This is a genomic window from Limnospira platensis NIES-39, assembly GCF_026000695.1.
Lineage (GTDB): Bacteria > Cyanobacteriota > Cyanobacteriia > Cyanobacteriales > Microcoleaceae > Limnospira > Limnospira platensis.
Genome location: NZ_AP026945.1, coordinates 838,980 through 861,682 on the forward strand (window position 1 = coordinate 838,980; position 22,703 = coordinate 861,682).

The window sequence follows — 22,703 nt, forward strand, 5'->3', positions numbered from 1 at the left end:
TCTCCCCTATTTTTGTGAATTTACCAATCCTCCCATGGTAAAAACTGCGTTATCTCAAATTCTCCCCCTTGTTTTGGGTCTGTGCTGTTGGGCGTGTAAATGCAACGGCAAAGTCCTAATCCGGGAGCTAAAAAAGAACCTTCAGCTTTAAACAGCAAAATATAGCGAGACAGAGTAGGAGTCAGATTAAAAGCTCCCCCTGTGTCAGGAACTGTAATAACAGAGCATCGATTTGTTATCCATTTTTCAAGATTATCTATGTCAATATGTGAACTCAAAACATTAGAAAACAATGCAACTTGAGATATTGCCATCCACATGGTTTCACGAGGACATAGTAAAATCTCGATATTAGTTCCTTCCTTGATAACAGACGTAGAAATTCCGTCATTCCCAATGTAGGCATAAAGATTATGGGTAATATTAAAAACATATTGTTTACCGGGCAAAAAAGCATCAAATTGCCAGGCTCTAACTGCTCCCTCTGTTGTAGTCCACGTTCCCCAGAACCTATTATAAGTATCTACGTCATCATAATTAACTTGAGAATCAGAACTTATAAACGATGGAAGTTTGTTTATATTGGAATCTAAGGAAATAAACGGTCTAATTGATAAATCTGGGATAGGCATATCGTCCTCGATTTCGCTTCCTATGTTGTAGTCAATTTCCGTATCTTGGCGCACCCAGATAGAGAGAATCTGAGTTGTGGGGCTGCTTGCTAAAACACCAATCCCCCCATCACTCCCATCGGAATAGAAGCCATTTTCAAAAACAGGTAAGGATAAATCAGACCCTACCCACCGAATAGAAAAAGGATTGTCGGCTTGGATGGTGATTTCCCGACGGACTAATAATGGCGTGGCGGGGACTATTTCAATCTCTTCCCCTGCGGTGAGTTGAAAATAACCTGACTTAATATGGCGATAATAAGCGCCGCCGCCCCCGCCACCGGTAGGACGCATTTCAAACCGAATAGGCATTTATAGTAAAATGGAATGAGTTGTCTCTATTGTCGCATATGAACATCACGCCGGGACTTTATCCCGATTTTTCTGAAACTACCTTAGAAGCCTTAGTTTTAGCAATGGGGCGGCAATTGTTGCAAAGGCAGAAAAACTTAGTCGTTAATATCACCGGGAAAGATATTATGGATCTGTCTCTGGATGAGGAGGCTTCTGTTGTTAATCTGGATATTGACGAGTTAGAAGGTTTTATTGATGACGGTGCGATCGCAGTAGTAGAACCATTTCTTGTGGGCTTTCAACCCGGAACGGGTAGCTATCCTTTTAATCAACAAAATCTATGTAGCGCTCTACTGCATTTGGTAATGTATCAACACGCCGCCGAATTTAGCCCCACACTCAATCCCGAACCCGCCAGAAAACATTGTGAGTTTACCATAGGACCTAACATTCGTGGAAGTGGAACTTATCCATTAATACTTACCATTACTTTAACAGACTATCCTGTAATCATTAGCTACAGCGACGGCATGACTTCAACCGCACAACCATACTTATTAACGCCTTAAACTATGGCAGAAAATCGCTGATCAGAAACCGACACATTTTCATTTGAAATTAATGAAAGTAATGCCAGTAATTATGTTACAGACCCATTAACACTTTTGGCTGTCTCTGATGTCGTCAACTCAATGTCTAACAATATTGACCCTAGATGGCTATGGCGTGCTAATGTTTTCCTAGAAAGTCTCACCGCCTCAGTTTGGTGTCCAAGTTTTCCCCGGTCTCCTTATCCTGAATTTTACCCAGAGGATTCGGCGGCAGAAAGAGCAGCCAAATTAATGAAATTAGAGAGCAATCATCCTAAATTTGGGTGGCAATTGCTTAGAAGAAAAAGCGCTACCGGTTCATGGGTCGAGGCAGCTTGTCCTGTTATTCAAAACCGAGGGAGGCGGTTTTATGTTCCTCTAATTAATCCTTACTTAACAGCAAACGAGGTCAAAATACTTGGCAGTGCTGACCAATTGGGTGTAAGTTTTAAGGATTATGGCAACGGCATATTAGGGGGCGGTTCAATAGCCAGTAATCGCATCTATGACACTCTTTACATCGAGGGAGAACATAGAGTAGAATTAGATTTAATATTGATGGCTAAACGTCCGGCTAATACAGTGATGAACACAGTCACTGTAAGCCCTAATCCCATGTTAATAGCCCCCGCTAATCTAAGCCGTGCTTATTTTGAAATTCAAAATCAGGGAGAAATTGAGCTCCTTTGGGGTTTTGGCACATTGGGAAGTGACGCGACAAGCCATCCATTCAAAATGCCACCCGGCCAGATTTATTATCCAGGTAATGTAGCCGGATTTATACCAACTGACGCGATATGGGCAAAAGTAAAAGAGGGAACGACAACTGTTCTGATTATGGAGAGTTATTATCAATGACCACAGCTTTATATAGCAGTGAAAATACCGAGGATTTAAGTTATCTACCAGAGGGACAATATGAAGTAGATGCAGTTAATTTGTGGAATAGTGATTTATCATCAATGCTTTATGCTAAAAAGGTGATATTCAAACGCCACTTTTTGCTTCCCGGTTCTCCATCTGATGCTTTTCCTTTCATTCGAGAGTTAAAAGCCTTGGCTAATGTTCCCATACAATACAGGACAATTAATGAATTTCCGAAAACGGATCGACAAACGGATAAAACGGATTTAAGACGCAAAGATAACTATCGTTTTCTTGTTGAGCAATGGTTAGAGAGAATTGAGTATCTATGCCAAACTTTTGACTTTTTAGAAGTGTTGCCAGTCACTGCCATGTTAATGTCTTGGAGAAGCCCGTATCTGCCTAATGCTTATTTTATGCTAAAAAAACGGGAAACGATTAATTCGGTTTCTTTGGAAGCGATCGAGGCGATGGAACCAGAATGGCTGACTGATAATCGGGTGTTGTCTGAGGAGGGATGGAGGCAATTATTTATTAATTGGGATGAGGAATTTTTGTCATGAGAGAGGTAGAAGAGCGAAGCAGGAGGGTGAAAGACATTGTTAGAAATCGCAACTACAGGCAAGCTGTAGATGTAATAGAAAGAGAGGTCAAAAGATTAGAAGCGGATGATAAACCCAGGGCTAGAGTAAGGTTTCCCCGCGATGACGGTGATATTGAGATAGATGTTGGGGGGATAGTTGATTTTGCCCGGTCAATGTTGCCCAAAGCAAGCATAGAAGCTGAGGATTTACAGGATGGTGGAACTAGGAGAGGGATAAAAACCGAAAAGATTGGCAGCACGGCTCGCGGATTTGTAGACCTTGATGAGGATGGAAACCCCAAAGGTTTTGGGGGAACAATTGACAGTATCAATGATGCTAATGTCTCGGTTTACCTTGGGGAATGCGAGCAATCGATGAGCGTAACTATTGGGGGTAAAACGGTTACCTTTGCCAGAAATGTTTGCGAAGATGATAAAGACGAGGAAACAGAGGAAGATGAAATTGAGACAAGCGAAGATGAAAATGATCTTAGACCTCCTAAGCTCGATATCCCTCGACCTCCGGCTGGATATTCTCGCCAGTTAGGGGAACTCTATCTAGTTAAAAAAGTATTCTTTTTGTGGGGGTGGTTTCCAACTTTTACGGAAGCAGGATTAAATTTTATAGCGGAGGGTGAGGGTACAATAACATCAAAATCAAACTTAATACGCTCTCTTGAATTTCAAAATGAACGTTGGGCGTTCGAGTCTATAACTTTTATGGGAATAGTGCCAGTTTCGGAGACTAGACAGCTTTTTGGGAGATGGGACAGAAGACAGTTTAGAGATGTTCAAGTTGGAGTATACTTTAACACTGTTAAAGCGGTATTTCAACTAGAATATATCAAGAAATCTCCTACATGGTTTCCCCAGCGTGTATGGACATCATACCCGATGCTTTCACCTAGTTATTTGAAATCAGCCCAGCAGATTAATGTTGCGGTGGCTCCGATAGTTTTTAACCAAATAGAACCAGAAACTGGTAACTATATAAGCCATCAACTTTATCGTAGATATATAGACTGGTGCCTTTACCTGGTACCTCTGCCTTATACAGAGAATTTACCTGAACCAGAGCCACCGCCAAGTTTACCAATATTACCAGATGATATGGACAAAAACTGCTGTGAAGAGTTGATTAAGATGACTCGGGAAATACATAAAGCCCTAGGGGTCAGGAAATTGTTAGAGAAGAACTTCCAAGTTCCGTCTAATATGATGATACCAGAAGGTAAAGGTAATCATGCAAATAAGGATTATCTGGAAATCATGTCTGACCTGTTTAAAACCATAGATAATTATGGTTTTGATGCTCCGGTTACTGTTAAAGTTCAGGATACGAATAAAGCCCAAAAAGGCGACCAGTCTATAGAGTTAAAGTTTAACTCGCTGGGGGCTATATTAAAGGCTCAGACTGAACTGTTGATTGAGTTGAAAGGTGATAGTGCTAACCGGTTAAATATTCAGATTCGCCTAGCTTATATAATGACGAGAATGTATCGGACTTTAGCTAAGTTATATTACAGAACGTCGGCGATTTTGGACGGGTTGGGAATTCCTATTATCTCGAAGGTGGTGACTTTACCGATTGAGTTTAATGTGTTTGGTAAAAAACACTGGGGAGCTGGTAAGGGATTCGGTAAGGATAGTAAAAAGGGTCATGAGCCTAAACTTGATTTAAACGATGAAGACACGACAGAAGCTATGTTGCCCGATTTATTAGAGATTCGTGATTATGAAATAGAGGTTGATGAGTTTAGGTTTAAAAGCACTGACCTTTATGAGATAATTTTGAATATGGCAGCTAAAATGAGGACATAATCGTGACCAAAAGAAATCCCCCCCGTGGTTCTAATCGCCCTCCGAGCGATTCCGGTAGTGGTAGGAAACCACCATCTAAAAAAGATGAAAAAGCCGGGTTAAGAACTGATACCAACAACAGAATAGAGGAAGCGATCGCTGTCTTGGATTTTCGGCTACATTTAGACTATTTAAATATGGCTTCAGCCGTTGGGGGCGGCGACTTTGAAGAGTTTAAACGTTCTTGGTTGATGAATTATTATAATGCGATGACAGAACCGAGGTTTAAAGACAAGCCCAAAAGTCCTCCTAGTAAAACAGAGCGCCCCCGCCTCTTAAAAACTAATGATGAGTTGATGATGAATCGCCAAATCAAATCCGACAATTTGTCATCAAGGGAAAATCTAACTGAATTTCGCCGAAGTAAAGACTTATTACCATTCGACGCTGATAATATAGGTTAAGATTATGTCTAATGTTGTAGGGATAGACCAGAGAGAACTAACTTCAACCGCTATAGCTGGCGGTGCAATGTCTTCACAGTGGTTTAATGCTTTTTCGACCCCTTTTTATCAGCAGATTCAAAGTTTAAAAGCCTTTGATTTTAAGAAGTGGGCGGGTAGTGTCAAGGGCGGAGCTTTAGTTATTGCAGAAAACATCAAAAAAGGGAACTGGGGTTTTTTCAAAGAATGGCTACAAGAGGCTCCTCTGGTTCCTAAAATAGCCGGGATTGTAGCGGGTGGTTTAATTGCTGGGACTGTGCTGATTGTTGGCGGACAAGCATTAGGGTTTGTTGGTGCGGGTGTAGGGAGTTTAGTAGCAGCCCATCCGGCTTTTGTTGGCGGTTTTTTAGGGGTAACAATACCTACAGTGATGAGCAGATTGACCCAAGGGGTTTCTCAAGCCTATAACTTTGATTGGGCAGAATCTGACAAGAAAATGATGGACGATTTAAAACAAGCGGCTAATGCTTTATATGTTCCCTTGGGGGAAACAGTCGGGAAATCATTGGCTAGTTTGGTGGCGGGGAAGGTAGGGCAGTCGGTTAATGCAGCAACGCTAAGGATTCGGGAAGGTGCGATCGCCGCTATGTGTATGATTAACCCGACTATTAAAGAGACTTTGGTGGATGCGTTATCCTCGCTGAGGTATGCGGTGCAAGAGGTTGTTAAAAAAGCACTGTTTGTTATGACTTACATTAACGCCAGAAAAGTAGCAGCCAGGTTGTTGGATAAGGAAGATACTTGGGGCAAGGAAGGGCAATCACCTTTTATTGTTTCGGAGAAAGTATAAGAAACTTGGGCGAAAGTTAAAGAAGATGAATATTTTGATTGGGTGAATGAGCAACAATGGGAGGGTATAGAAACAATGACATCTACTTTTTTTGAAACCCTCGGTGAGTTGTTGTCAGAGCAGGGAACTTATGAGGAGTGGATACCGGTATAAATTCATCACCTGAGAGGAGGGATATCAATGGTAGAAGTTGGAAGACTTACTCAGCAAACTTACATCATGATGGCTCGTCAACGGCGTATCACGAAACTATCAGATAAGCGGCCGGAACGAGTCCGAATAGAATTGCAGCCAAACTGGAACGTTTATCAGTTACAACCTGATAGAAAAAACCCAGATTATAAGCTGCTGATGACTGGTTCTGAGTCAGCCTTGGCATTGCAGTTGTCACAACTCGGATGGATGGAGAAGATGATCGAGCATCTTCTCAATGCCAGCGATCTAAAATTCGAGGATTGGTTTGATGTTTGGGCATCGGGTTATCCAGAACTGCGCTACAGAGTGAACCCAAAACTCCCCAATTTAAGAACTAACTATCCTTCATCTAATGTTAAGGATTCCAATGGGGAGACAATAAGCAGATGGAGGAACGAGGTAGGCTCTCGCCCGGCTTACATTGAATGGAAACCTTCAGCCCGAAAAACAGCAAAAGATGTTGGGCTTCACCGCACAATAGAATATTTTCCCGATCGCTCTCAGAACAAATCAGTTGTCTTGACGGGGAACGACAAGGAATTAATTAGGCAAATCCTACAAATCCACTACGAGGGTGGGGGTAGCAGTGAGGGAATGGATAGCACGGTCTCGACGGGTATTAGTTACCGGGGCGCTCCCAAGGTTGTGCTGTACTTTTTGGAACGGATCGAGGATGTGGAAAAAGGCTACCGACAATTAGAGGCAAGAGTGGGATTCCGTTTGGTGGGAAAAACAGAAAACCCGAACGGAACTGGCGACTTGTTAACTAAAGCTAATATCAGAAGTTTGGCACAGAGAATCGTCCAAAACTTTCTACAACCTCAACAATTCCGTCTTCACAAGGGGAGGGAATCGGTTAGCTATAGAGACAAGCGCCAAGGGTTGGAATCTTTCGTTTTTGTCACCAGTGCATCAGAGGGGATTAATCTTTATCAACGAATCTGCCAGGTGATGCAGATAGAGTTTGACAGTTCAAAGGTCTTTACATCGAGCAACCAAAATCCATCCCAAGCGTTTCCTATTACGCCCCCAGAAGTGACGATATTGGGTAACAAAGTCAAACCACCCCGCCGCCGTCCGGTCGGGCACGTCTATTTTAGAGAGGCGAAATTGTTTTTGGAGATGCTCAATGAGCCTATCATACTCTGTGACTACAACGGGCACATATACAAGAATCCCGATTAGAAGACAACCCCAACGATTTTTTTAGATCAAACAAACTCCCTTGTATGTTCGGAAACCCTATAGGTTTCCGTAACTGTTGCACACCCTAAAAATACCTGTTATGAATGTAGTGGTAATCAGTTTTTAAACAACAAGGCAGGTATTCTATGCCCAGTCTAAATAGTTCAAAAATTTATAGCTGGAATTCACCCTCGCCAGGGGGTACGGGAACCATTAAAGTAGCTGCCCGGCTTTCTAATCGGTACAATGGCATTGCTACACATCTCGGAATGACCGCCCACACAGATCCAACAAATGTAAATGCACATATGCTTAAGCCAAATAAAGCTGTGCAGGAGGGTTTCTTAATGAAGATGCGAATTAACTACCGAAAAGACAATAAGTATTTTGGTGCTGATATTTATGTGCCTACAGACAAGGTTACTGAAGCCATCCAAGTGCTACCTAACAAGCCCTGGGATGGTACGGGAGTGATAACTTCATGTCGCGATCGTGTACGAGTTGATTACCGTTAAATAATATAAAAGGATTCTGAAATGGCAGCTAGAACGAAAATTTGTCAAACAGGCACAGGAGCAACCGCTAGGGTCTTTCGAGCTAGTAATGTAATGTATACAGCAGATAATGCTGATGTTCTAGGGGTTAGAGAGGCAGAAGCCGCAAATTTAAAAGCCCCACTATATGACACTGCTGAACTAATGCGAACCGGGGAATTAGTAAGGATTAATGTACGATGTAGCGCCACAGGAGGCAGAAAAATTAATTATAGAATTTTCTGCGCTGGTGACAAGATAGATGATGCTTTATCGTATTACAGAGCGACAGGAAAAACGCTTAATGGTAGGACAGTAGTAGGTGCTGGTTTAGACCGCCGCCAAGTTGTCAAGTAAAGCATGAGTTTTACAGATGCTTATGGCACATGGGAGGTGATAGCTTCAAGCTATCAGCCAAGTCAAGAGTGGATAATTCACAGCCCCCCAGTTACTCAATACTCATTGTTGAGGTTTAAATTTTCAACTGATTGGGGGCGGTGGACAAATCCCTATGATGGCTATAGGTCAATGCTGCTTATTCGAGGGCATTATTATAATGATTCTGAAAATTCTGACTGGATAACAGGGCAAAGGACTGTATACGTTACAGAAGAACCGCAACTGATTAACTATCCACCAGTTCAAGAATTTACAGACAACCCCTCGGTGATTAGAAGGTTGGGAGTCCGCCGCCGTTTTTTCAAAAACGCAACATGGATCGAAAATCATCCTACAATGGATCTAAAGTTTGACGTAACAATTGAGGCTTTTGTAAGTTAACATGGACATCTCTCTTAATCAATTAATCGACCATCTCCCAGATGATTCACAGTTTAAAACCTTACTAGAAACATTGGGGGCAAGCGGTGATAGTGTGGACGCTACCGTAGAATTTTGTCATTTAGTAGGGGCATTATATCAAGCACAGTAAGTATACAACCAACAACCAGGAAATAAAGCAATTAATGTGGTCTCAGCAGTAAGTATTGGGCCGGTAATAGAAAGTTTAGACGGGACATTTTTTAGGAGGTTAGAAAGAACTCTAGCTTTTTTTGAAAAGTATGAAAATAGTATAATTGTCCCGAACGTCAAAAGTTAGTTGGTCGAAAATTTAAAGCTGCCAGATAATTCGGATTCTATCTGCGTTATCTGGTCAAAGTCTTGAAATTAACCCAAGTAAAATGTGATTAAAAATCCACATCAACAGAGGAGTTAATTCCGTCGTGGATATTGAAATTGAGAAAATTACGGTAATTATAAGTTGGATACTTTCACTCATTAGTACGGTCTGGTATGTATCAGTTCAATACACAATAATTAGAGTACAAGTCAACAGAAACAGAGAAGAGCTAAACAGAATATCATCAACGCTTAGGCGAGAAATAGAAGACCATAATAAACTTATATGGATAAACATCAACCACATGGAAAAATACTTAACCAAAAATCAAGATTATTTTCCGTTAAATATCCAAAACCAAAAATATAAAGATTATGGCGACTGATGTTTTACCAGAATTATTACGGGTAGGAAGTGATGGGGTAGTGATATTTTTAGTGTGGTCTTTGATGAAGCAAAACCAAAAGTTAATAGCAGAGGTCAACTCAAGAGACAATGAATTGATGAAGTTGATTTACAAAATACTTAGCAATGAACAGCCAGGGACAAGAGGTAAACGCGATCGCACAATCAAGCCAAAGCCACAAGAATCCGTTAGGACTTGGGAGTAGAGTTGTCTGTGGCCCTAACGAATAACGGGTTGTCAAGTAGCCATTACTCATGGCCACAATCATCATACAGAAAAACTAAAGCGATCGCCAGCCAAGTCAGTTAACTCGTATAAACGCTTCTCCTAAACCCCAGTCAAAGCCTAACACTGCGTTGGAGCCGACCGATTGAGAGGTAATCGGTAAGAATCAAAGGTTATCTGCGACAGCTCCACTCCAGCATCTTAATATTCCCATCTACTCCTGCGACGTAGAAGATTTTGAGTTAGACTTGAAGAATCTAGGGGAGTTGGGGCGATTGTGATTTTTAGGGAGCTGTCTATGTTACTGCAAAACCTGAAGGAAGAAGCTATCAAGTTATCACCGAGCGATCGCCTCGCGTTGGTCAGTGCTATAATTGAGTCCTTGCAGAATACCCCAAGTGCAAAGCCTGATCGTTATGGTGCAATTCGACGAATGCGCGCCTTACTCAAAACAGACCAGCCTGCACCAACTGACCAAGAAGTAGCTGTGATGCTAGAAGAGCATCGGGTGGAGAAATACCTTCAGTGAGAGTTTTAATTGATACCAATATTCTCCTAGATTTTCATGGTGAAAACTGATGAAGTTGACTGTAACACTTGACCGTGACGAAGATGGAGTTTGGGTTGTAGAGTGTCCCAGCATTCCGGGTTGTGTCAGCCAAGGTCAAACGAGGGCAGAAGCTCTAGAAAATATCAGATATGCAATTATCGCTTGCCTTGAAGTTCGTGCAGAACGTGGGCTACCCCTAACGATTGAAACCTGCCAAGTAGAGGTAATGGCGTAATCATGTCCTCTACTCTTCCTGTTCTCAGCGGACGTGAGGTAGTCGGAGTATTTGAAACCTTCGGCTTCACCGTTACACCGATTTGATAGATTATCTGGAACAATGGCTGAAGTCGGCGAGAGTTCAAGGAGCGATCGCGGAGCGTGGCGGTAGCCGTATCGCCTTTTGTCGGGTGAATGTTTGGGAATCCGATAAAAATGCCTTTTCCGGGTTTGATGTATATCGGAATTTACCCTTTCAGTCGGAGCAGATGGAAACCTTCATCCGGCGATTCTTTGCCCAGAGTGATTAAAAACAGTAACTCCTGGCAGTAAAGGCTTGTAGCTTTTTGAGGCTAAGGTGCATATCCCCTTGATTCTGTATAACATCCACATTTAAAAAAGGCTGAACCCCTTGCCAGTTAAAGAATTGGGCGAGGAATGAAGTTTTGTGTATGCTAAATCTAGCAATTTTTGACACCTCGATATTTATGTGCTAAAATCCCAGCACAGCTTAGTTATGGAGGGTTCAGCTTCCTAAAGTCTTAGGTATGTTAGGCTGCTAATCGCCGCCTAATTAATAATGGTTATGTCGCCAGCCCTCGGTGGAGTCGTGGCTAAATGCTGTCGGTTTTGCAGCCAGGTTAAGTTAGACCAGTTGGCAGAGAGTTACACAAGATCTTGAGCAAGGATGAATTAACCCAAATGCCTAAAGATATGGTGATCATACAAACTATATTTCTCTAGTTAAGTCAATTGATTCTAATAACCCATCATGAGTACAGATTTTCTACAACCAAATCTTGAGGACTTGCAACAAGACGTAATAAGTCTACTTAAGAAAATCGAAGAGTTAATGTATCGTGCCAGTAATCTGTTGATTTCTGACCCTTCAGGTAAGAAGTATGCCGGGTTTCAAAAAGAAGTTGTAGATGCCAAAAAGAATGTAGAAGATCTTGAGTTAGTCATGGCGATCGTTGCTCCTATGAAGGCGGGGAAGTCTACGATTATCAACGCGATTGTTGGACAAGATATATTACCTAGTCGGGCATCAGCCATGACTACGTTACCCACGGAAATTATTCTTCGTTCTGATAAAGCACAGCCAGTTTTAGTGCTGAAGCCAAATACTATTTCATGTTTAAAGAGGACTCTTTCAACTCTACAGCAGAAAATTAAAACAAACGGTCTAAATCAGGCAGTTACCAAAATGGCAAAGTATCCCCATTTAACTTCACTGATTCCGAAAATTCAAGATGGCTTCTCGATTCAGTCTGAGATAGGGGGGTTAGAAGGCATCAAACAAACATTAACGGATTTGAATGACATCGTTCGCGTTTGTACAGTTCTTGAGCCGTTGATAGATCCATTAAATCAAGAATATTTTGACGTTCCCTGCATCTATACTCCTTTCTGGAAAGCCACAGATGCTGGTCAATCTAAATTCTTAGGAAATCTCGTTATTGTTGATACTCCCGGACCTAATTAAGCCGGAGAAAACCTGAGATTGTCTGCGGTTGTAGCAGAGCAATTACGCCGAAGTTCAATGGTTCTAATTGTCCTTGACTTTACACAGTTAAATAACAAAGCAGCAGAGGAAATTAAGCGCCAAGTTGAACCGGTTGTTCGATTGTTAGGGAAAGAGAATTTATATGTTCTTGTCAATAAGGTTGATCAAAGAACTGAAAAAGATCCGATGACATCTGAGAAGGTGAAGCAGTTTGTCATTGCTGATTTGGGATTGGGTGAATCAAGTGATGCAGGAAGGGTGTTTGAGGTAGCCGCCAGATGGGCTTTTTGTGCGGCGAGTTTCCTTTCGGAAATGCAACATCACCCTAATATTAAAAAAGAGGAGATGAAAACTGCAAGAGCTTTAGCAGAGCAAGTTTTTGGGATTGATTGGGAAGAGGAACTTGAAGATTGTTCATTGGAACAATTGCAAAAAAAGGCTCAGAGATTATGGAAGAAGTCCGGTTTTGAGCCCTTCTTGGAGAACGCCATCAATGTTCTCATGGAAAGTGCTGCTCCCAGATGTATCAAATCTGCACTTAATCTTAGCCGTCAACGTTTAGAAGAATTGAGAGATGACGTTATACTAAGAAGTAGTGCCATTGCTAAAGACGAAGAGAAACTCAGGTTAGAAGTGGCAGCGTTGGAGCAAGATCTTGAACATCTTGAACTGAGTCGTAAGCGACTTAAAGAAGTTGATAATATCAAGAATCATCTTCAAAAAAATCTTGAAGACTTACTTGGGAAATTAAAGGAAACAGCAGCCATAAGTCTTGAAGATTACTTTGCCAAAGAAGACTATGAGCAAGCTAATTTAATCCAAAGGCTAGACATAGAAGCAAGAAAAATTTTTACGACTCCGCTGGGTAGCTTTGAATTATTTCCTAAATGGATTTCCGAAAGACTGAAAAACGCCGTAGAATTTAAGAGTTCTGGAATCTTGGAATTTAAGAGTGATGATGAAGCAGAGGAATTTGCCAATGGAGCCGTTGCTTATGCCAAGCAACGAGCAGAGAGTCTTCTGGTCGCCTTTCGAGAGGAAACGATTCGCGAGGTTGAGAAAGCACGTTCAAAATTAATGAGTTTTTTGGAACAAGAAACAAACCCCATTATTGAAAGAGCACGTACCCGTCTTAATAAATCTTTTGATATCACCCTTTCTCTACCCCCTCCTGTTGTAGATACATCTGACCATATATCTGTTAATAGACCTCACATTAGAAGCCAAACCAAAACCATAGATCAGGGATATGAAGAAGTAACAGTTCACAAAAGAGTGTGGTGGCATTGGCTTTGGATAATACCAATCGGTCTTACATAAAAACGAAAGCGTCCTAACAAGAATATAGATTATTATACGGTTTCACTAAATGAGTTGATTCCTGAAATAAATTATTCAATGCAAGCGAGTATTACTGCTCTTGAAGAAAGTTTGAATAAGTATCTTGATGATGATTTCCAACAGCGGTTTGATCAATTTTTTGCCTCTTTGGATGCCTATTTAAGTAACTACAGGGATAGCTGAAAGCAGGCTCAGGAAGATCAGCAACTTGCTGCTGAGGAGAAGAAAACGCTTATCAGTGGGTTGAACTCAATTGTCCCAGAGGCAACTGCACAAATAAAAAAGTGTAGAACTTATGCTGAGTATGCCAATTCATTACTCCTAAGACAGTGAGGAGCAAACCATATCGAGGAACTCAAAAAACTAGAGCGTTGAGTTCCTATAGTTAGCGATAAAGCACTGCTCAACTTAGTGAATGGAATTCCCATAAATTGTGACCTTGTACGATTCACAATGTGAAATTAAAAGTGAGTCTCACATATAAACAGTACCGATTGGGAACAAAGCGAATGGGAGTGGTAGCGATCGCATTTCGATGTTTTTTTGGTTAATCTTGACCCCACAATTGGCAGTGAAATTAAGAAAAAACGACCCTGTGCGATTATCTCACAGGATGAAATGAACCTTTATATTGCCACGGTGATTATTGCACCAATGACGACAAAAGGGAAAGCCTACCCGACGGGAATTTCCTGCCAGTTTCATGGTACAGTTTGATCACACCTTGCCATTATTGATATTGTAGGAGTTATTTGTGAAAGCCCGTGACTTGCTCAAGCCAGGTGAAAAGGTGGTTGTTATTTTTACAGCCGAAGGTCGCCAAAACCCAATTCGGTATCTTCCTTGATGTAGCTTTAATTCTGGAAAACTGGCTGAAGTCGGCGAGAGTTGAATGAGCGATCGCGGAGCGTGGCGGTAGCCGTATCGCCTTTTGTCGGATGAATGTTTGGGAAGCCGATAAAAATGCCTTTTCCGGGTTTGATGTGTATCCGAATTTACCCTTTCAGTCGGAGCAGATGGAAACCTTGATCCGGCGATTGTTTGCCCAGAGTGATTAAAAACAGTAACTCCTGGCAGTAAAGGCTTGTAGCTTTTTGAGGCTAAGGTGCATATCCCCTTGATTCTGTATAACATCCACCTTTAAAAAAGGCTGAACCCCTTGCCAGTTAAGGAATTGGGCGAGGAATGAAGTTTTGTGTATGCTAAATCTACCAATTTTTGACACCTCGATATTTATGTGCTAAAATCCCAGCACAGCTTAGTTATGGAGGGTTCAGCTTTCCACATCTTGGGTATGTTAGGCTGCTAATCGCTGCCTAATTAATAGTTAGCTAGCTCGGTAGCAAAGGGTAAGCCCCCTGATTGGTGAATGACACTTATATGGGACAGCAAATGCTGTTACTGAGTAGTTGCAACTATGGAGTTGGGTTGAGCTTTACTTTGAAGCTGCTCTGGACTAATACATTAGCTCTATCTGTTGTAGAATCCCCTAAAGGTTCAAAAACCTGTAGGAGCACTGGTGCTGCTTGAAAGTTCAAGGATCAAAAATGCGAATAGAGGATGATGCTCCATCACAATCACCACAGAACCTTCGGCTACCACTATTTGGTGACTGTCTCATAGTCAATCAAGACTTTCAAGAGCAATTTGAAAATTATCGAGTAAATAAAAGTATCGCCCCTTTGCTTTTGTTGGGAGATGTTCTTGAAGTCATGAAAGAGCTACCCAGTGATTCTTTCGATTGTTGTATGACTAGTCCACCCTATTGGGGAAAAAGAGAATATGACGCAGGCGGAATCGGATGGGAGCCGGATTTCAAGACTTATGTAGATAACTTATGCTCAGTTTTTTCTGAAGTTCATAGAGTTCTGAAGAAAACAGGCTCTTTTTGGCTCAACATTGGCGATTCTTACTACCACAAAAACTTGCTCGGCTTACCGTGGCGTATCGCCTTGAACTTGACAGATAATCAAGGCTGGATCCTAAGAAATAGCGTTATTTGGAACAAAGTTAAAGGAGGACCAGACCATTCTAAGGATAGATTGAGAAATATACATGAAAACCTGTTTCACTTCGTGAAGTCACCAAAGTATTACTATGATATAGATTCTATTCGTTCTTCACCAAGAAAGACGAAAGTAGTGAATGGTTCTGTTGTTTCGGCGACGGGTGTCACTGGGATTCGCTATAAGCGAAAAATCGAGCTATCCACTGACCTATCTGAAAATGAAAAACGCAATGCTTATCAGGCATTGGAAGAAATTCTTCGTCAAGTTTCTGATGGCATTATTTCTGATTTCAGGATGATTATTCGAGGGCAACAAAGAACCACGCATTCTGATTCTGAGAAAGTTTCTGGTCGGGCCAAAGAACTCAAAGAAAAAGGATTTTACTTTCTGAAATATCATCCTAAAGGATCTAAGCCAAGTGATGTTTGGGAAATTCTTCCAGAAGATACTCAAAAACGAGAACTTCACTTTGCACCCTATCCCGTCGATCTTTGTAAAATTCCCATATCTTCTACCTGTCCACCTAACGGAATTATTATAGATCCTTTTTGTGGTACTGGAACTACGATGTTGGTAGCCCAGTTACTTGGCAGAAAGTCCTGCGGGATAGATATTTCCCATCATTACTTAGAGATAGCGAAAGCCAGAAGTGAAACAATTTTATGAGTAAAATAATTGAGATTTTTGGATATTCAATAAATCAACCCGAACATATAGATTGGACAAGTCTTATTCGAGAGCAACATTGTCCATATTTACAAAGGCGTTGTATAAAAGTCCGCAAAAGTCAACCTGATATATCCATAGGTACCTGCTCAGTAATCTATGGCAAAAATGCGATTCCGGTCATCATTTGTCCTCATAGGTTGCTAGAGAGAAAACAGATCTTCATAGACTGCTTACACTTGTTAACGAACCATGAACCTGGAAATGAATTGCATCTGGTTTCAGAAATTTCAATTCCAGGAGGGAATGTGGATTATTTTCTCGTATCTGCCTTAAATAATAAGGTGAAGGATTTTGTTGGCATTGAACTCCAAACGCTGGATACAACCGGTACTGTGTGGCCGGAACGCCAACGGTTACTTGAAGAACTGGGAGTTCCTACAGAAGATAACCAAAGTCAATCCCAAAAGACCTTCGGTATGAACTGGAAAATGACAGCTAAAACAATCCTTATACAGCTACATCATAAAATTGAGACTTTTGAGCATATCAATAAAAAGCTGGTTCTTGTAATTCAAGATTGTTTCCTAGATTATATACAGCGTGAATTTAGCTTTTCACATATCAGTCATCAAGCTCAATTAGGAGATTCTATGCATATTCATGCCTATCAAATGACGGAGCAACCAGACCATTCTTTGAGGTTAGCGTTGGGTTGTCGTTTAAGTACAGATGTGGAGGGTATTGCTAGATGCCTTGGTCTTCAAGCCGAGGCGAATATTGAACTTGAGCAAATCGTAAAGCCTTAGAATCGAAGTTGTCAGTGAACACTGTGTTTACTCCTGTGTAACTTATTGACTAGTTAACACTGCGTTGGTGCGGACGGAACAGAGGTTATCGGTGAGAGTCTGGCAGTTGCCAATTAGCGATCGCTGGCGTTTAGTCCAGTGCTTGTTAACTTCAATTCAACAGGAAACCCTCACCGTGAATTCATCAACAAAAAATGTGAATTATTTTGCGGAGCTTCATCCCTGGACTCAAAGCCTCATTAAAGTCATTCAGTTAGGAACAGAAGAACCCCCAGAACCTTATGTAGACTACTAGAGGAGAAGTACAGGTAAAGCAGGCTGATGCTCCATCAATTGACCGCTTCTTGGCTTGTGGTTACAATGTAGTTACATCCTGCCTTTAAGGCGATCCAAGCATCAGCAAAGTGATTAGAACCCGAATCGTTAAAATGGGCAACTCCCAAAACACGACCCTGTGTGATCATCTCACCCTATGAAATGAACCGTTATATTGCCACGGTGATTATTGCACCAATGACGACAAAAGGGAAAGCCTACCCGACGGGAATTTCCTGCCAGTTTCATGGTACAGTTTGATCACACCTTGCCATTATTGATATTGTAGGAGTTATTTGTGAAAGCCCGTGACTTGCTCAAGCCAGGTGAAAAGGTGGTTGTTATTTTTACAGCCGAAGGTCGCCAAAACCCAATTCGGTATCTTCCTTGATGTAGCTTTAATTCTGGAAAACTGGCTGAAGTCGGCGGGAGTTCAAGGAGCGATCGCCTTTTGTCGGGTGAATGTTTGTAATTGGGGCGATTGGTTTCCCATATAATGTTTCCTTAGTAAACGAACGATCGCCTTTTGTCCCTATGCCTAAATCAGCCCCATCCCCAAAAAATAATGGTGCCAGTCTTGGTTATGAGGCGGAACTTTTCAAGGCAGCCGACAAGTTACGCGGCAATATGGAGCCCTCCGATTATAAGCACGTTGCCCTGGGGCTAATATTTCTCAAGCACATCTGCGATCGCTTTGAGACTCGACAGCGAGAACTAGCCGAGGAATACCCCGAAGGCGTGGAAGATTCCGATGAGTATACAGCAGAAAATGTGTTTTGGGTGCCCCAGGCGGCGCGGTGGTCGCACCCGCAAGCCAACGCCAAGCAGCCGACCATTGGCAAGCTGATTGATGAGGCTATGCTGGCGATCGAAAAGGAGAATTCCTCCCTGAAGGGGGTTCTGCCCAAGGAATACGCCCGCCCCGCCTTGAATGCCGTAATGCTGGGGGAGTTGATCGACCTGATCTCTAACATTGCCCTAGGGGAGGCGCAGGACACCGCCAGGGATGTATTGGGGCGGGTGTATGAGTATTTTCTCGGCCAGTTTGCCGGGTCCGAGGGCAAGCGAGGGGGCGAGTTTTACACCCCGCGATCGGTGGTGCGGGTGATGGTGGAGATGCGTCTACATAGCCTATAACCCCTATTCTACCGTTACTTAGGTGTTACTCAAAACCATAGCAGGATAACAAGTGAGTAAAAAATGAGTAACGATATCAATACCCCTACAGTAGGGGGAAAGGGTAACTATGACGGGGGCTATGCTAGATTCTTGAAAGCCTATCAGGAGTTTAAGGGTGAGTGTCCTAGGGGGGTTAGCCTTAAAATCCAGAAGTCAGGGCTTAGGTACAATCTCTTATTGCAGTTTAAGCAACCACCTACCGGGAAACGCAGCTCCAAAACGGCTAACCTTGAGTGTACTCCAGAAGGGGTGATAGACGGCGTCAAGAAAGCTAAATTGGTATCTGAAGCCCTAGGGACTATCACTAGCGCTAGTGAATTTTGGGATTGGTACGATAAAACCATCCTAGGGAAAAATCAGATTGAGGATAATCTGATAACCTACCGGGAAATATTTCAACAACTGGAGGATGAGTATTTTGCCGGGTACAACCGCAACACAGGAAGGAAACGTTCTCGCGATATCGTAAGCGATTTAACATCTTACCATCAAAGTAAAGGGGTATATTTTGACCAGTTTCCTAACTGGGATATTCACCCCACGTGGGAGGGCTTTAAAGCTATGCTATACACTCCCCTACAGAACGGAGAACAATTAGTAGGTTCCAAAACATTTAAAGAACGTTACTACATCTTAAAAGCCATAGCTAAGAAATCACCTAACAAAGACCATTTGCTTAAACAGCTTGAGCCTATTAACCCTAAACAAACACGATTCACCGTTAAGCAGCGTATAGGCATTAATGCCTTTAAAGATTGGTGGTTTAACACCAAACAGGAAGCCTATACCATCAGAAACTCACAACATCAATCATCCCGACATAGCTGTTTATGGGTAACGGGTATGACAGTAATGTACGGACTGAGACCAACTGAAATAGCCGCTGCTGTTAATCTAACCAAACGTTATGTAACGGATGATGGTGTAATCATCAAAGCACTATCAGACCCTGATAATCAAGATAATTATCTTGTATTAGGAGATTAATTAGGGGTCGAGATAGACCTCACGGTCTACCCCTCCCATTCAAAACCGTACTTGAGACTTTCACCTCATACGGCTCCTAGTTTGACCGTCTCCTTGTTAAGAGTACAGCATCATCTCTTCATCAAGAGCTGTTTTATCGTCGTGACAATGGCGATGTAATAATTGAATATTCTTATAGTCATCCTTTCCGCCTTGGCTTCTAGGTACAATGTGGTCTATTTCAATTAAATCTGATGGGGTAAAGAATTGCCCACACCAGGTACATCTACCTTTTTGCTTTTTGAGTAGTTTTGCTACCCTATTTGGCGTATCGATTGCTCGTCCTTTCCTGCTTGCCCAGTAGGTCCAATTTCCGTCATAAAGTGTTGCGTCAGGGCGTCTTAAGGTATGTCTGACAATTGGAGTCCAGTTGTGTTTGAATAGATGTAACCCATCTTTGGTTTGGAACAGCCAATTTTCGTGTCTTTCTTTCCCATTGCTAAGTTTAATTGTTCCATGTCTGAAATAATTTCTTAGCTTTTCGTGACTTGCCTTTCCGCATCTTGATACTGTCCATGCCCGTAACATTTGCCAGATTGTCTTATCTAGTTTGGTGAATGTCTCTGTTGAGACTACCCCTGAGTAATAGTTTGACCATCCCATAATAATTGGGTTTAGTTTGTTAATTAGGGTTGATTGAGGTGCTGTTTTAAATTGTTTAATTACACCTTTTATCACTTCTGTGTGGGCAACTGCTTTTTGGCTGGGTTTAATGTGGGTCTTGTGACCGATTAATCGGCTTGCCATTCCCCCTGTTTTCCCAGATTTATATTTTCCTGCTGGATATTGCCTGATATTGAATCCTAGAAAATCAAATCCTGGCTCCTCTGTTCTGCCTTCATATTCAATAGGTTTGAACGTATGGCAGATTCGAGTCTTTTCAGGTTTTATTTCTAATCCCACAGGTTTTAACCGTTCGGAAATAGCAGTTTTGCACTGTTCAATGATTTCTAGTGATGGGGATATCACTACAAAGTCATCGGCGTATCTTATAACAGTAGCCTGCGCTCTGTTTGCTTTCTTTGGATACATTGTCTCTATGAACCTAATCATGCCATCCAATGCGATGTTAGCTAGGAGTGGACTTATTACCCCTCCCTGGGGTGTCCCTGATTCTGTATCCTCAAATACGCCGTTATCTAGCACGCCTGCTTTGAGCCATTGTTTCAGGTCTCTTTTTAGGCAGCTTGGACAATGAATTTTGGACAGTAGGTAATCATGGTTTATTCGGTCAAAACATTTTGCTATATCAGCATCGAGTACATAATATTCACCCTTGTTGATACTTGAGTAAATTCGTGCTATTGCATCTTGGGCTGACCGTCCGGGACGGAACCCATAGCTTGTGCTTTCAAATCTCGATTCCCATTCAGGTTCGAGAGCCGACTTAACCAAGGCTTGCCTTGCTCTATCTTGGATTGTGGGTATTCCTATTCCAGCTTTTTTCATCCCTACCAGGTTTTGGAATCCACACCCGTCGCAGTGGTTTTGCTTTGAGGTTTTCTTTGATTTTCTCGGTCATTTCTAGCCTTTGTTTAGGGGATATTGCTATCACACCATCTACTCCAGCCGTCTTTTTGCCTTGACCCGCTTGGGGGGGCGGGTTTATTAAGCTGACTGTTGGGAAGCATGGCTGACCGTGGAACCCGCCCCTACAGTCGCACTGCTAAGAGTCGGGCATAATATGATTTCACCAATAGACGTTGCCACCTTCTTACCTTTGCGTCCTGTCCCGATTTAGCTGCTTGAAATATACTCTTTTGGAGCTTGAAAACTTTCCGTTGAACCTTAGTCCACGGGATGGTCTTCCATGCGTTGTTCGTAGTCTTGATTGGTTTTGATTTCCCAAATCCTTTCTTTAAACTCGCTATCGCCATTTGTACACCTACTTGACTCTATTTCTTTACAATCAAACCGTGACCCGTTAGCATATCCCTACCATTACAGTCGGGCGTTGGCTTCTGGTCACATCTCACCCCCTAATAGGCTTACGCTTACACTTTCACTACTGACTTTCTCGACCAGATTATCAGAGCCTAAGAGGGGTTAAAACGTTCCGTTTATATGGGCATTCCATCTTTAGATTTGTCCTATCCACCGGGGTACTTTTAAAGGTCTGTGTAGGTGATGAAGTGATTACCCTACTTTTCCCCTTACTCTTTTGAGCGCAGCGTATCAACCTGTTTCGCTGCTCAATAATGACGATGGTTCAAGCCGGACATTCGGTTTCCCTAATCATGGATGGTTGGCAGTGGTCTCGGTTCTGGTGTTGGGTTACACCTAGGAGCTTTCCGTTCCCCGCTTCAATCCTGAGGTTGTGATTCCCAAAATTGGGGGTGGCTATCGCCGTTACCCTAATTTCCTAACTTTACTTATCCATTTCTGGGCTTACTATAAGGAATTTGTATGGGTTAGTTCGTTTTGACCTTGGGTTCCCTGCCTTGTTTGGTATATCTCTATACCGAACGTTGGGACATATAAACAGTTATGAGGATGGTCACGAGTGCGTTCCTTATATTCAACCAAGGGGTTGAAGTCCCCACCAGGCGGTTACTTCGGGTATTTCAACCCTATTTCATGCCTGAACGTTTCGCACCACTTACTTTACTGACGCAGAAGGTCGGAAAGTGAGTATTAAAACAGGGGGAAGGGTTGTAGCCCCAATTCCCAGTCCCGAAATGTTTGATTTCCTAGAATTGAAACGGCCGTTGTTACCAGAATATAGCCCGAAAAAAGGCAGTCAACCCAAAACCATAGCTGGAGGCTTTGACGCAACGTTTAGTAACAGAATTCAATCTATGAAATGCCCGGTAACCCAGAAATATGCTTTTCGTAGACTGTACAACCTGTTAGGTGAACAATATGGACTACCTATCGAGTTGCGAGCTAGACTTATGGGACATAGCACAATCGTCAATGAGGGTAAATACAAGACAGAAGGCATTGACGCTACCTTAGAAGTTCTCAAAGGGGTTTCTAAGTTACCTATACCATTGAACGTGGCTATAGAACGGTTAACAGCGTTAGGGGTTGATATTGATAGCTCTGAAGCTAAATTATTTCTTAGAGTTATCTATCTGATAGATTAATCTAATCGTCAACCTTTCATAAATTAACACCCCTAGATTAAACCCCTAGGGGTTATTTTATGGCTACAGATTGATAGATCCTGCTATGGTTTTGAGTAACACCTAAGTAACGGTAGAATAGGGGTTATAGGCTATGTATTAGGTTCAAATCCCGCCAGAGCCATTTAACTTAAACCCTTATCCTGACTACTATCGCGGGAATTGCTTTAACCCGATAGTCGTACCTAATTACTCATA

General features: G+C 42.1%; 32 protein-coding genes and 3 pseudogenes. 28 read left to right on the top strand and 7 right to left on the bottom strand.

Annotated features, from left to right (window positions below; genetic code table 11):
- Positions 1-20: 20 nt before the first annotated feature.
- Positions 21-983, bottom strand: a complete 963-nt coding sequence (locus tag N39L_RS04355; RefSeq protein WP_014275869.1) for a hypothetical protein — start codon at positions 981-983, stop codon at positions 21-23.
- Positions 984-1,003: 20 nt separating this feature from the next.
- Between N39L_RS04355 and N39L_RS04360 the strand changes: the two genes are divergently transcribed.
- The 15 genes from N39L_RS04360 (at position 1,004) to N39L_RS04430 (ending at position 10,836) form a co-directional block, all read left to right on the top strand.
- Positions 1,004-1,534, top strand: coding sequence for a hypothetical protein (locus tag N39L_RS04360; protein ID WP_410223695.1), 531 nt, complete (start codon positions 1,004-1,006; stop codon positions 1,532-1,534).
- Positions 1,535-1,630: 96 nt separating this feature from the next.
- Positions 1,631-2,413 (top strand): group 2 RNA polymerase sigma factor SigC, encoded by a 783-nt coding sequence (locus tag N39L_RS04365; protein WP_234933440.1) that lies wholly within the window; start codon positions 1,631-1,633, stop codon positions 2,411-2,413.
- Positions 2,410-2,982 carry a hypothetical protein gene (locus tag N39L_RS04370; RefSeq protein WP_014276478.1) on the top strand — a complete coding sequence of 191 codons (573 nt, stop codon included), beginning with the start codon at positions 2,410-2,412 and terminating at the stop codon, positions 2,980-2,982. Before N39L_RS04365 ends, N39L_RS04370 begins: the two co-directional genes overlap by 4 nt.
- Positions 2,979-4,823 carry a hypothetical protein gene (locus N39L_RS04375; RefSeq protein WP_035736460.1) on the top strand — a complete coding sequence of 615 codons (1,845 nt, stop codon included), beginning with the start codon at positions 2,979-2,981 and terminating at the stop codon, positions 4,821-4,823. Before N39L_RS04370 ends, N39L_RS04375 begins: the two co-directional genes overlap by 4 nt.
- A 2-nt stretch (positions 4,824-4,825) precedes the next feature.
- Positions 4,826-5,266, top strand: a complete 441-nt coding sequence (locus tag N39L_RS04380) for a hypothetical protein (protein ID WP_014274406.1) — start codon at positions 4,826-4,828, stop codon at positions 5,264-5,266.
- A gap of 4 nt (positions 5,267-5,270) precedes the next feature.
- Positions 5,271-6,095, top strand: a complete 825-nt coding sequence (locus tag N39L_RS04385; protein WP_014274407.1) for a hypothetical protein — start codon at positions 5,271-5,273, stop codon at positions 6,093-6,095.
- Between the two features lie 180 nt (positions 6,096-6,275).
- Positions 6,276-7,475: a hypothetical protein gene (locus N39L_RS04390; protein WP_035736462.1), complete on the top strand. Its 1,200-nt coding sequence runs from the start codon at positions 6,276-6,278 to the stop codon at positions 7,473-7,475.
- 146 nt (positions 7,476-7,621) lie between these two features.
- Positions 7,622-7,990, top strand: a complete 369-nt coding sequence (locus N39L_RS04395) for a hypothetical protein (protein ID WP_014274409.1) — start codon at positions 7,622-7,624, stop codon at positions 7,988-7,990.
- 21 nt (positions 7,991-8,011) lie between these two features.
- A complete protein-coding gene (locus N39L_RS04400) occupies positions 8,012-8,365 on the top strand; it encodes a hypothetical protein (RefSeq protein ID WP_014274410.1) in 354 nt (117 codons plus the stop codon).
- Between the two features lie 3 nt (positions 8,366-8,368).
- A complete protein-coding gene (locus N39L_RS04405) occupies positions 8,369-8,788 on the top strand; it encodes a hypothetical protein (protein WP_014274411.1) in 420 nt (139 codons plus the stop codon).
- 1 nt (position 8,789) lies between these two features.
- Entirely contained in the window at positions 8,790-8,939 is a 150-nt protein-coding gene (locus N39L_RS04410) for a hypothetical protein (RefSeq protein ID WP_014274412.1), read from the top strand.
- 563 nt (positions 8,940-9,502) lie between these two features.
- On the top strand, positions 9,503-9,739 hold the full coding sequence (locus N39L_RS04415; protein ID WP_014274413.1) for a hypothetical protein: 237 nt from the start codon (positions 9,503-9,505) through the stop codon (positions 9,737-9,739).
- A gap of 318 nt (positions 9,740-10,057) precedes the next feature.
- Entirely contained in the window at positions 10,058-10,288 is a 231-nt protein-coding gene (locus N39L_RS04420; RefSeq protein WP_006615838.1) for a hypothetical protein, read from the top strand.
- Between the two features lie 49 nt (positions 10,289-10,337).
- Positions 10,338-10,544, top strand: coding sequence for a type II toxin-antitoxin system HicB family antitoxin (locus tag N39L_RS04425; protein ID WP_006615837.1), 207 nt, complete (start codon positions 10,338-10,340; stop codon positions 10,542-10,544).
- An 82-nt stretch (positions 10,545-10,626) separates the two neighbouring features.
- Positions 10,627-10,836, top strand: coding sequence for a hypothetical protein (locus N39L_RS04430; protein WP_014274414.1), 210 nt, complete (start codon positions 10,627-10,629; stop codon positions 10,834-10,836).
- On the opposite strand, the gene N39L_RS04435 is transcribed toward N39L_RS04430, so the two are convergent.
- Positions 10,833-11,003 (bottom strand): hypothetical protein, encoded by a 171-nt coding sequence (locus N39L_RS04435; protein ID WP_014274415.1) that lies wholly within the window; start codon positions 11,001-11,003, stop codon positions 10,833-10,835. The two genes, N39L_RS04430 and N39L_RS04435, sit on opposite strands and share 4 nt — an antisense overlap.
- A gap of 294 nt (positions 11,004-11,297) precedes the next feature.
- Here N39L_RS04435 and N39L_RS04440 point away from each other — a divergent pair, with 294 nt between their 5' ends.
- From N39L_RS04440 to N39L_RS04460, 5 genes are all read left to right on the top strand, one after another.
- Positions 11,298-12,011, top strand: a complete 714-nt coding sequence (locus N39L_RS04440) for a dynamin family protein (RefSeq protein ID WP_014274416.1) — start codon at positions 11,298-11,300, stop codon at positions 12,009-12,011.
- A gap of 18 nt (positions 12,012-12,029) precedes the next feature.
- Positions 12,030-13,352: a P-loop NTPase family protein gene (locus N39L_RS04445; protein WP_014274417.1), complete on the top strand. Its 1,323-nt coding sequence runs from the start codon at positions 12,030-12,032 to the stop codon at positions 13,350-13,352.
- 54 nt (positions 13,353-13,406) lie between these two features.
- Positions 13,407-13,556 carry a hypothetical protein gene (locus N39L_RS04450; protein ID WP_014274418.1) on the top strand — a complete coding sequence of 50 codons (150 nt, stop codon included), beginning with the start codon at positions 13,407-13,409 and terminating at the stop codon, positions 13,554-13,556.
- 360 nt (positions 13,557-13,916) lie between these two features.
- Entirely contained in the window at positions 13,917-14,090 is a 174-nt protein-coding gene (locus N39L_RS04455; RefSeq protein ID WP_014274419.1) for a type II toxin-antitoxin system PemK/MazF family toxin, read from the top strand.
- A 47-nt stretch (positions 14,091-14,137) separates the two neighbouring features.
- Positions 14,138-14,269: a hypothetical protein gene (locus tag N39L_RS04460; protein ID WP_286131330.1), complete on the top strand. Its 132-nt coding sequence runs from the start codon at positions 14,138-14,140 to the stop codon at positions 14,267-14,269.
- 158 nt (positions 14,270-14,427) lie between these two features.
- Here the strand turns inward: N39L_RS04460 and N39L_RS04465 are convergent, their stop codons facing one another.
- Positions 14,428-14,598: a hypothetical protein gene (locus N39L_RS04465; protein ID WP_014274420.1), complete on the bottom strand. Its 171-nt coding sequence runs from the start codon at positions 14,596-14,598 to the stop codon at positions 14,428-14,430.
- 322 nt (positions 14,599-14,920) lie between these two features.
- On the opposite strand from N39L_RS04465, the gene N39L_RS04470 reads away from it, so the two are divergent.
- The 3 genes from N39L_RS04470 to N39L_RS04480 all read left to right on the top strand — a co-directional run bounded on the left by N39L_RS04470 (position 14,921) and on the right by N39L_RS04480 (position 17,152).
- On the top strand, positions 14,921-16,048 hold the full coding sequence (locus N39L_RS04470; RefSeq protein ID WP_006616237.1) for a DNA-methyltransferase: 1,128 nt from the start codon (positions 14,921-14,923) through the stop codon (positions 16,046-16,048).
- Complete coding sequence (locus tag N39L_RS04475) at positions 16,045-16,857, top strand: NotI family restriction endonuclease (RefSeq protein WP_006616236.1); 813 nt, start codon at positions 16,045-16,047, stop codon at positions 16,855-16,857. Before N39L_RS04470 ends, N39L_RS04475 begins: the two co-directional genes overlap by 4 nt.
- 91 nt (positions 16,858-16,948) lie before the next feature.
- On the top strand, positions 16,949-17,152 hold the full coding sequence (locus N39L_RS04480) for a hypothetical protein (protein WP_231852092.1): 204 nt from the start codon (positions 16,949-16,951) through the stop codon (positions 17,150-17,152).
- Positions 17,153-17,186: 34 nt separating this feature from the next.
- Here the strand turns inward: N39L_RS04480 and N39L_RS04485 are convergent, their stop codons facing one another.
- Positions 17,187-17,321, bottom strand: a complete 135-nt coding sequence (locus tag N39L_RS04485) for a hypothetical protein (RefSeq protein WP_286131331.1) — start codon at positions 17,319-17,321, stop codon at positions 17,187-17,189.
- Positions 17,322-17,334: 13 nt separating this feature from the next.
- Between N39L_RS04485 and N39L_RS04490 the strand changes: the two genes are divergently transcribed.
- The 4 genes and pseudogenes from N39L_RS04490 to N39L_RS04505 form a co-directional block, all read left to right on the top strand.
- Complete coding sequence (locus N39L_RS04490; RefSeq protein WP_126277463.1) at positions 17,335-17,433, top strand: putative type II toxin-antitoxin system PemK/MazF family toxin; 99 nt, start codon at positions 17,335-17,337, stop codon at positions 17,431-17,433.
- A gap of 47 nt (positions 17,434-17,480) precedes the next feature.
- On the top strand, positions 17,481-17,669 hold the full coding sequence (locus N39L_RS04495) for a hypothetical protein (RefSeq protein ID WP_126277464.1): 189 nt from the start codon (positions 17,481-17,483) through the stop codon (positions 17,667-17,669).
- The gene (locus N39L_RS04500; RefSeq protein WP_006616426.1) at positions 17,635-18,309 is read left to right on the top strand and encodes a type I restriction-modification system subunit M N-terminal domain-containing protein; all 675 of its coding nucleotides are present in this window, start codon (positions 17,635-17,637) and stop codon (positions 18,307-18,309) included. The genes N39L_RS04495 and N39L_RS04500 overlap by 35 nt, the downstream gene beginning before the upstream one ends.
- 63 nt (positions 18,310-18,372) lie before the next feature.
- A pseudogene (locus tag N39L_RS04505) lies at positions 18,373-19,335 on the top strand (recombinase); the annotation flags it as partial.
- A gap of 99 nt (positions 19,336-19,434) precedes the next feature.
- Here N39L_RS04505 and N39L_RS04510 read toward each other — a convergent pair.
- The 3 genes and pseudogenes from N39L_RS04510 to N39L_RS04520 all read right to left on the bottom strand — a co-directional run bounded on the left by N39L_RS04510 (position 19,435) and on the right by N39L_RS04520 (position 21,254).
- Complete coding sequence (locus N39L_RS04510; protein ID WP_014274426.1) at positions 19,435-20,826, bottom strand: group II intron reverse transcriptase; 1,392 nt, start codon at positions 20,824-20,826, stop codon at positions 19,435-19,437.
- A pseudogene (locus N39L_RS04515) lies at positions 20,786-21,008 on the bottom strand (HNH endonuclease). The gene N39L_RS04510 and the pseudogene N39L_RS04515 overlap by 41 nt, the downstream one beginning before the upstream one ends.
- Before the next feature lie 21 nt (positions 21,009-21,029).
- Positions 21,030-21,254 carry a reverse transcriptase N-terminal domain-containing protein gene (locus N39L_RS04520; protein ID WP_014274427.1) on the bottom strand — a complete coding sequence of 75 codons (225 nt, stop codon included), beginning with the start codon at positions 21,252-21,254 and terminating at the stop codon, positions 21,030-21,032.
- 723 nt (positions 21,255-21,977) lie between these two features.
- On the opposite strand from N39L_RS04520, the pseudogene N39L_RS04525 reads away from it, so the two are divergent.
- Positions 21,978-22,466 (top strand): annotated as a pseudogene (locus N39L_RS04525) (recombinase); the annotation flags it as partial.
- Positions 22,467-22,703: the final 237 nt, after the last annotated feature.

Excerpts from the sequence above, each read along its gene's own strand:
- N39L_RS04470 (WP_006616237.1), top strand. The coding sequence starts at position 14,921 with ATGCGAATAGAGGATGATGCTCCATCACAATCACCACAGAACCTTCGG.
- N39L_RS04510 (WP_014274426.1), bottom strand. The coding sequence starts at position 20,826 with ATGAAAAAAGCTGGAATAGGAATACCCACAATCCAAGATAGAGCAAGG.
- N39L_RS04355 (WP_014275869.1), bottom strand. The coding sequence starts at position 983 with ATGCCTATTCGGTTTGAAATGCGTCCTACCGGTGGCGGGGGCGGCGGC.
- N39L_RS04395 (WP_014274409.1), top strand. The coding sequence starts at position 7,622 with ATGCCCAGTCTAAATAGTTCAAAAATTTATAGCTGGAATTCACCCTCG.
- N39L_RS04415 (WP_014274413.1), top strand. The coding sequence starts at position 9,503 with ATGGCGACTGATGTTTTACCAGAATTATTACGGGTAGGAAGTGATGGG.
- N39L_RS04420 (WP_006615838.1), top strand. The coding sequence starts at position 10,058 with ATGTTACTGCAAAACCTGAAGGAAGAAGCTATCAAGTTATCACCGAGC.
- N39L_RS04410 (WP_014274412.1), top strand. The coding sequence starts at position 8,790 with ATGGACATCTCTCTTAATCAATTAATCGACCATCTCCCAGATGATTCA.
- N39L_RS04520 (WP_014274427.1), bottom strand. The coding sequence starts at position 21,254 with ATGGCGATAGCGAGTTTAAAGAAAGGATTTGGGAAATCAAAACCAATC.
- N39L_RS04390 (WP_035736462.1), top strand. The coding sequence starts at position 6,276 with ATGGTAGAAGTTGGAAGACTTACTCAGCAAACTTACATCATGATGGCT.
- N39L_RS04370 (WP_014276478.1), top strand. The coding sequence starts at position 2,410 with ATGACCACAGCTTTATATAGCAGTGAAAATACCGAGGATTTAAGTTAT.
- N39L_RS04400 (WP_014274410.1), top strand. The coding sequence starts at position 8,012 with ATGGCAGCTAGAACGAAAATTTGTCAAACAGGCACAGGAGCAACCGCT.
- N39L_RS04475 (WP_006616236.1), top strand. The coding sequence starts at position 16,045 with ATGAGTAAAATAATTGAGATTTTTGGATATTCAATAAATCAACCCGAA.
- N39L_RS04485 (WP_286131331.1), bottom strand. The coding sequence starts at position 17,321 with ATGATCACACAGGGTCGTGTTTTGGGAGTTGCCCATTTTAACGATTCG.
- N39L_RS04405 (WP_014274411.1), top strand. The coding sequence starts at position 8,369 with ATGAGTTTTACAGATGCTTATGGCACATGGGAGGTGATAGCTTCAAGC.
- N39L_RS04490 (WP_126277463.1), top strand. The coding sequence starts at position 17,335 with ATGAACCGTTATATTGCCACGGTGATTATTGCACCAATGACGACAAAA.
- N39L_RS04375 (WP_035736460.1), top strand. The coding sequence starts at position 2,979 with ATGAGAGAGGTAGAAGAGCGAAGCAGGAGGGTGAAAGACATTGTTAGA.
- N39L_RS04385 (WP_014274407.1), top strand. The coding sequence starts at position 5,271 with ATGTCTAATGTTGTAGGGATAGACCAGAGAGAACTAACTTCAACCGCT.
- N39L_RS04500 (WP_006616426.1), top strand. The coding sequence starts at position 17,635 with ATGTTTGTAATTGGGGCGATTGGTTTCCCATATAATGTTTCCTTAGTA.
- N39L_RS04440 (WP_014274416.1), top strand. The coding sequence starts at position 11,298 with ATGAGTACAGATTTTCTACAACCAAATCTTGAGGACTTGCAACAAGAC.
- N39L_RS04425 (WP_006615837.1), top strand. The coding sequence starts at position 10,338 with ATGAAGTTGACTGTAACACTTGACCGTGACGAAGATGGAGTTTGGGTT.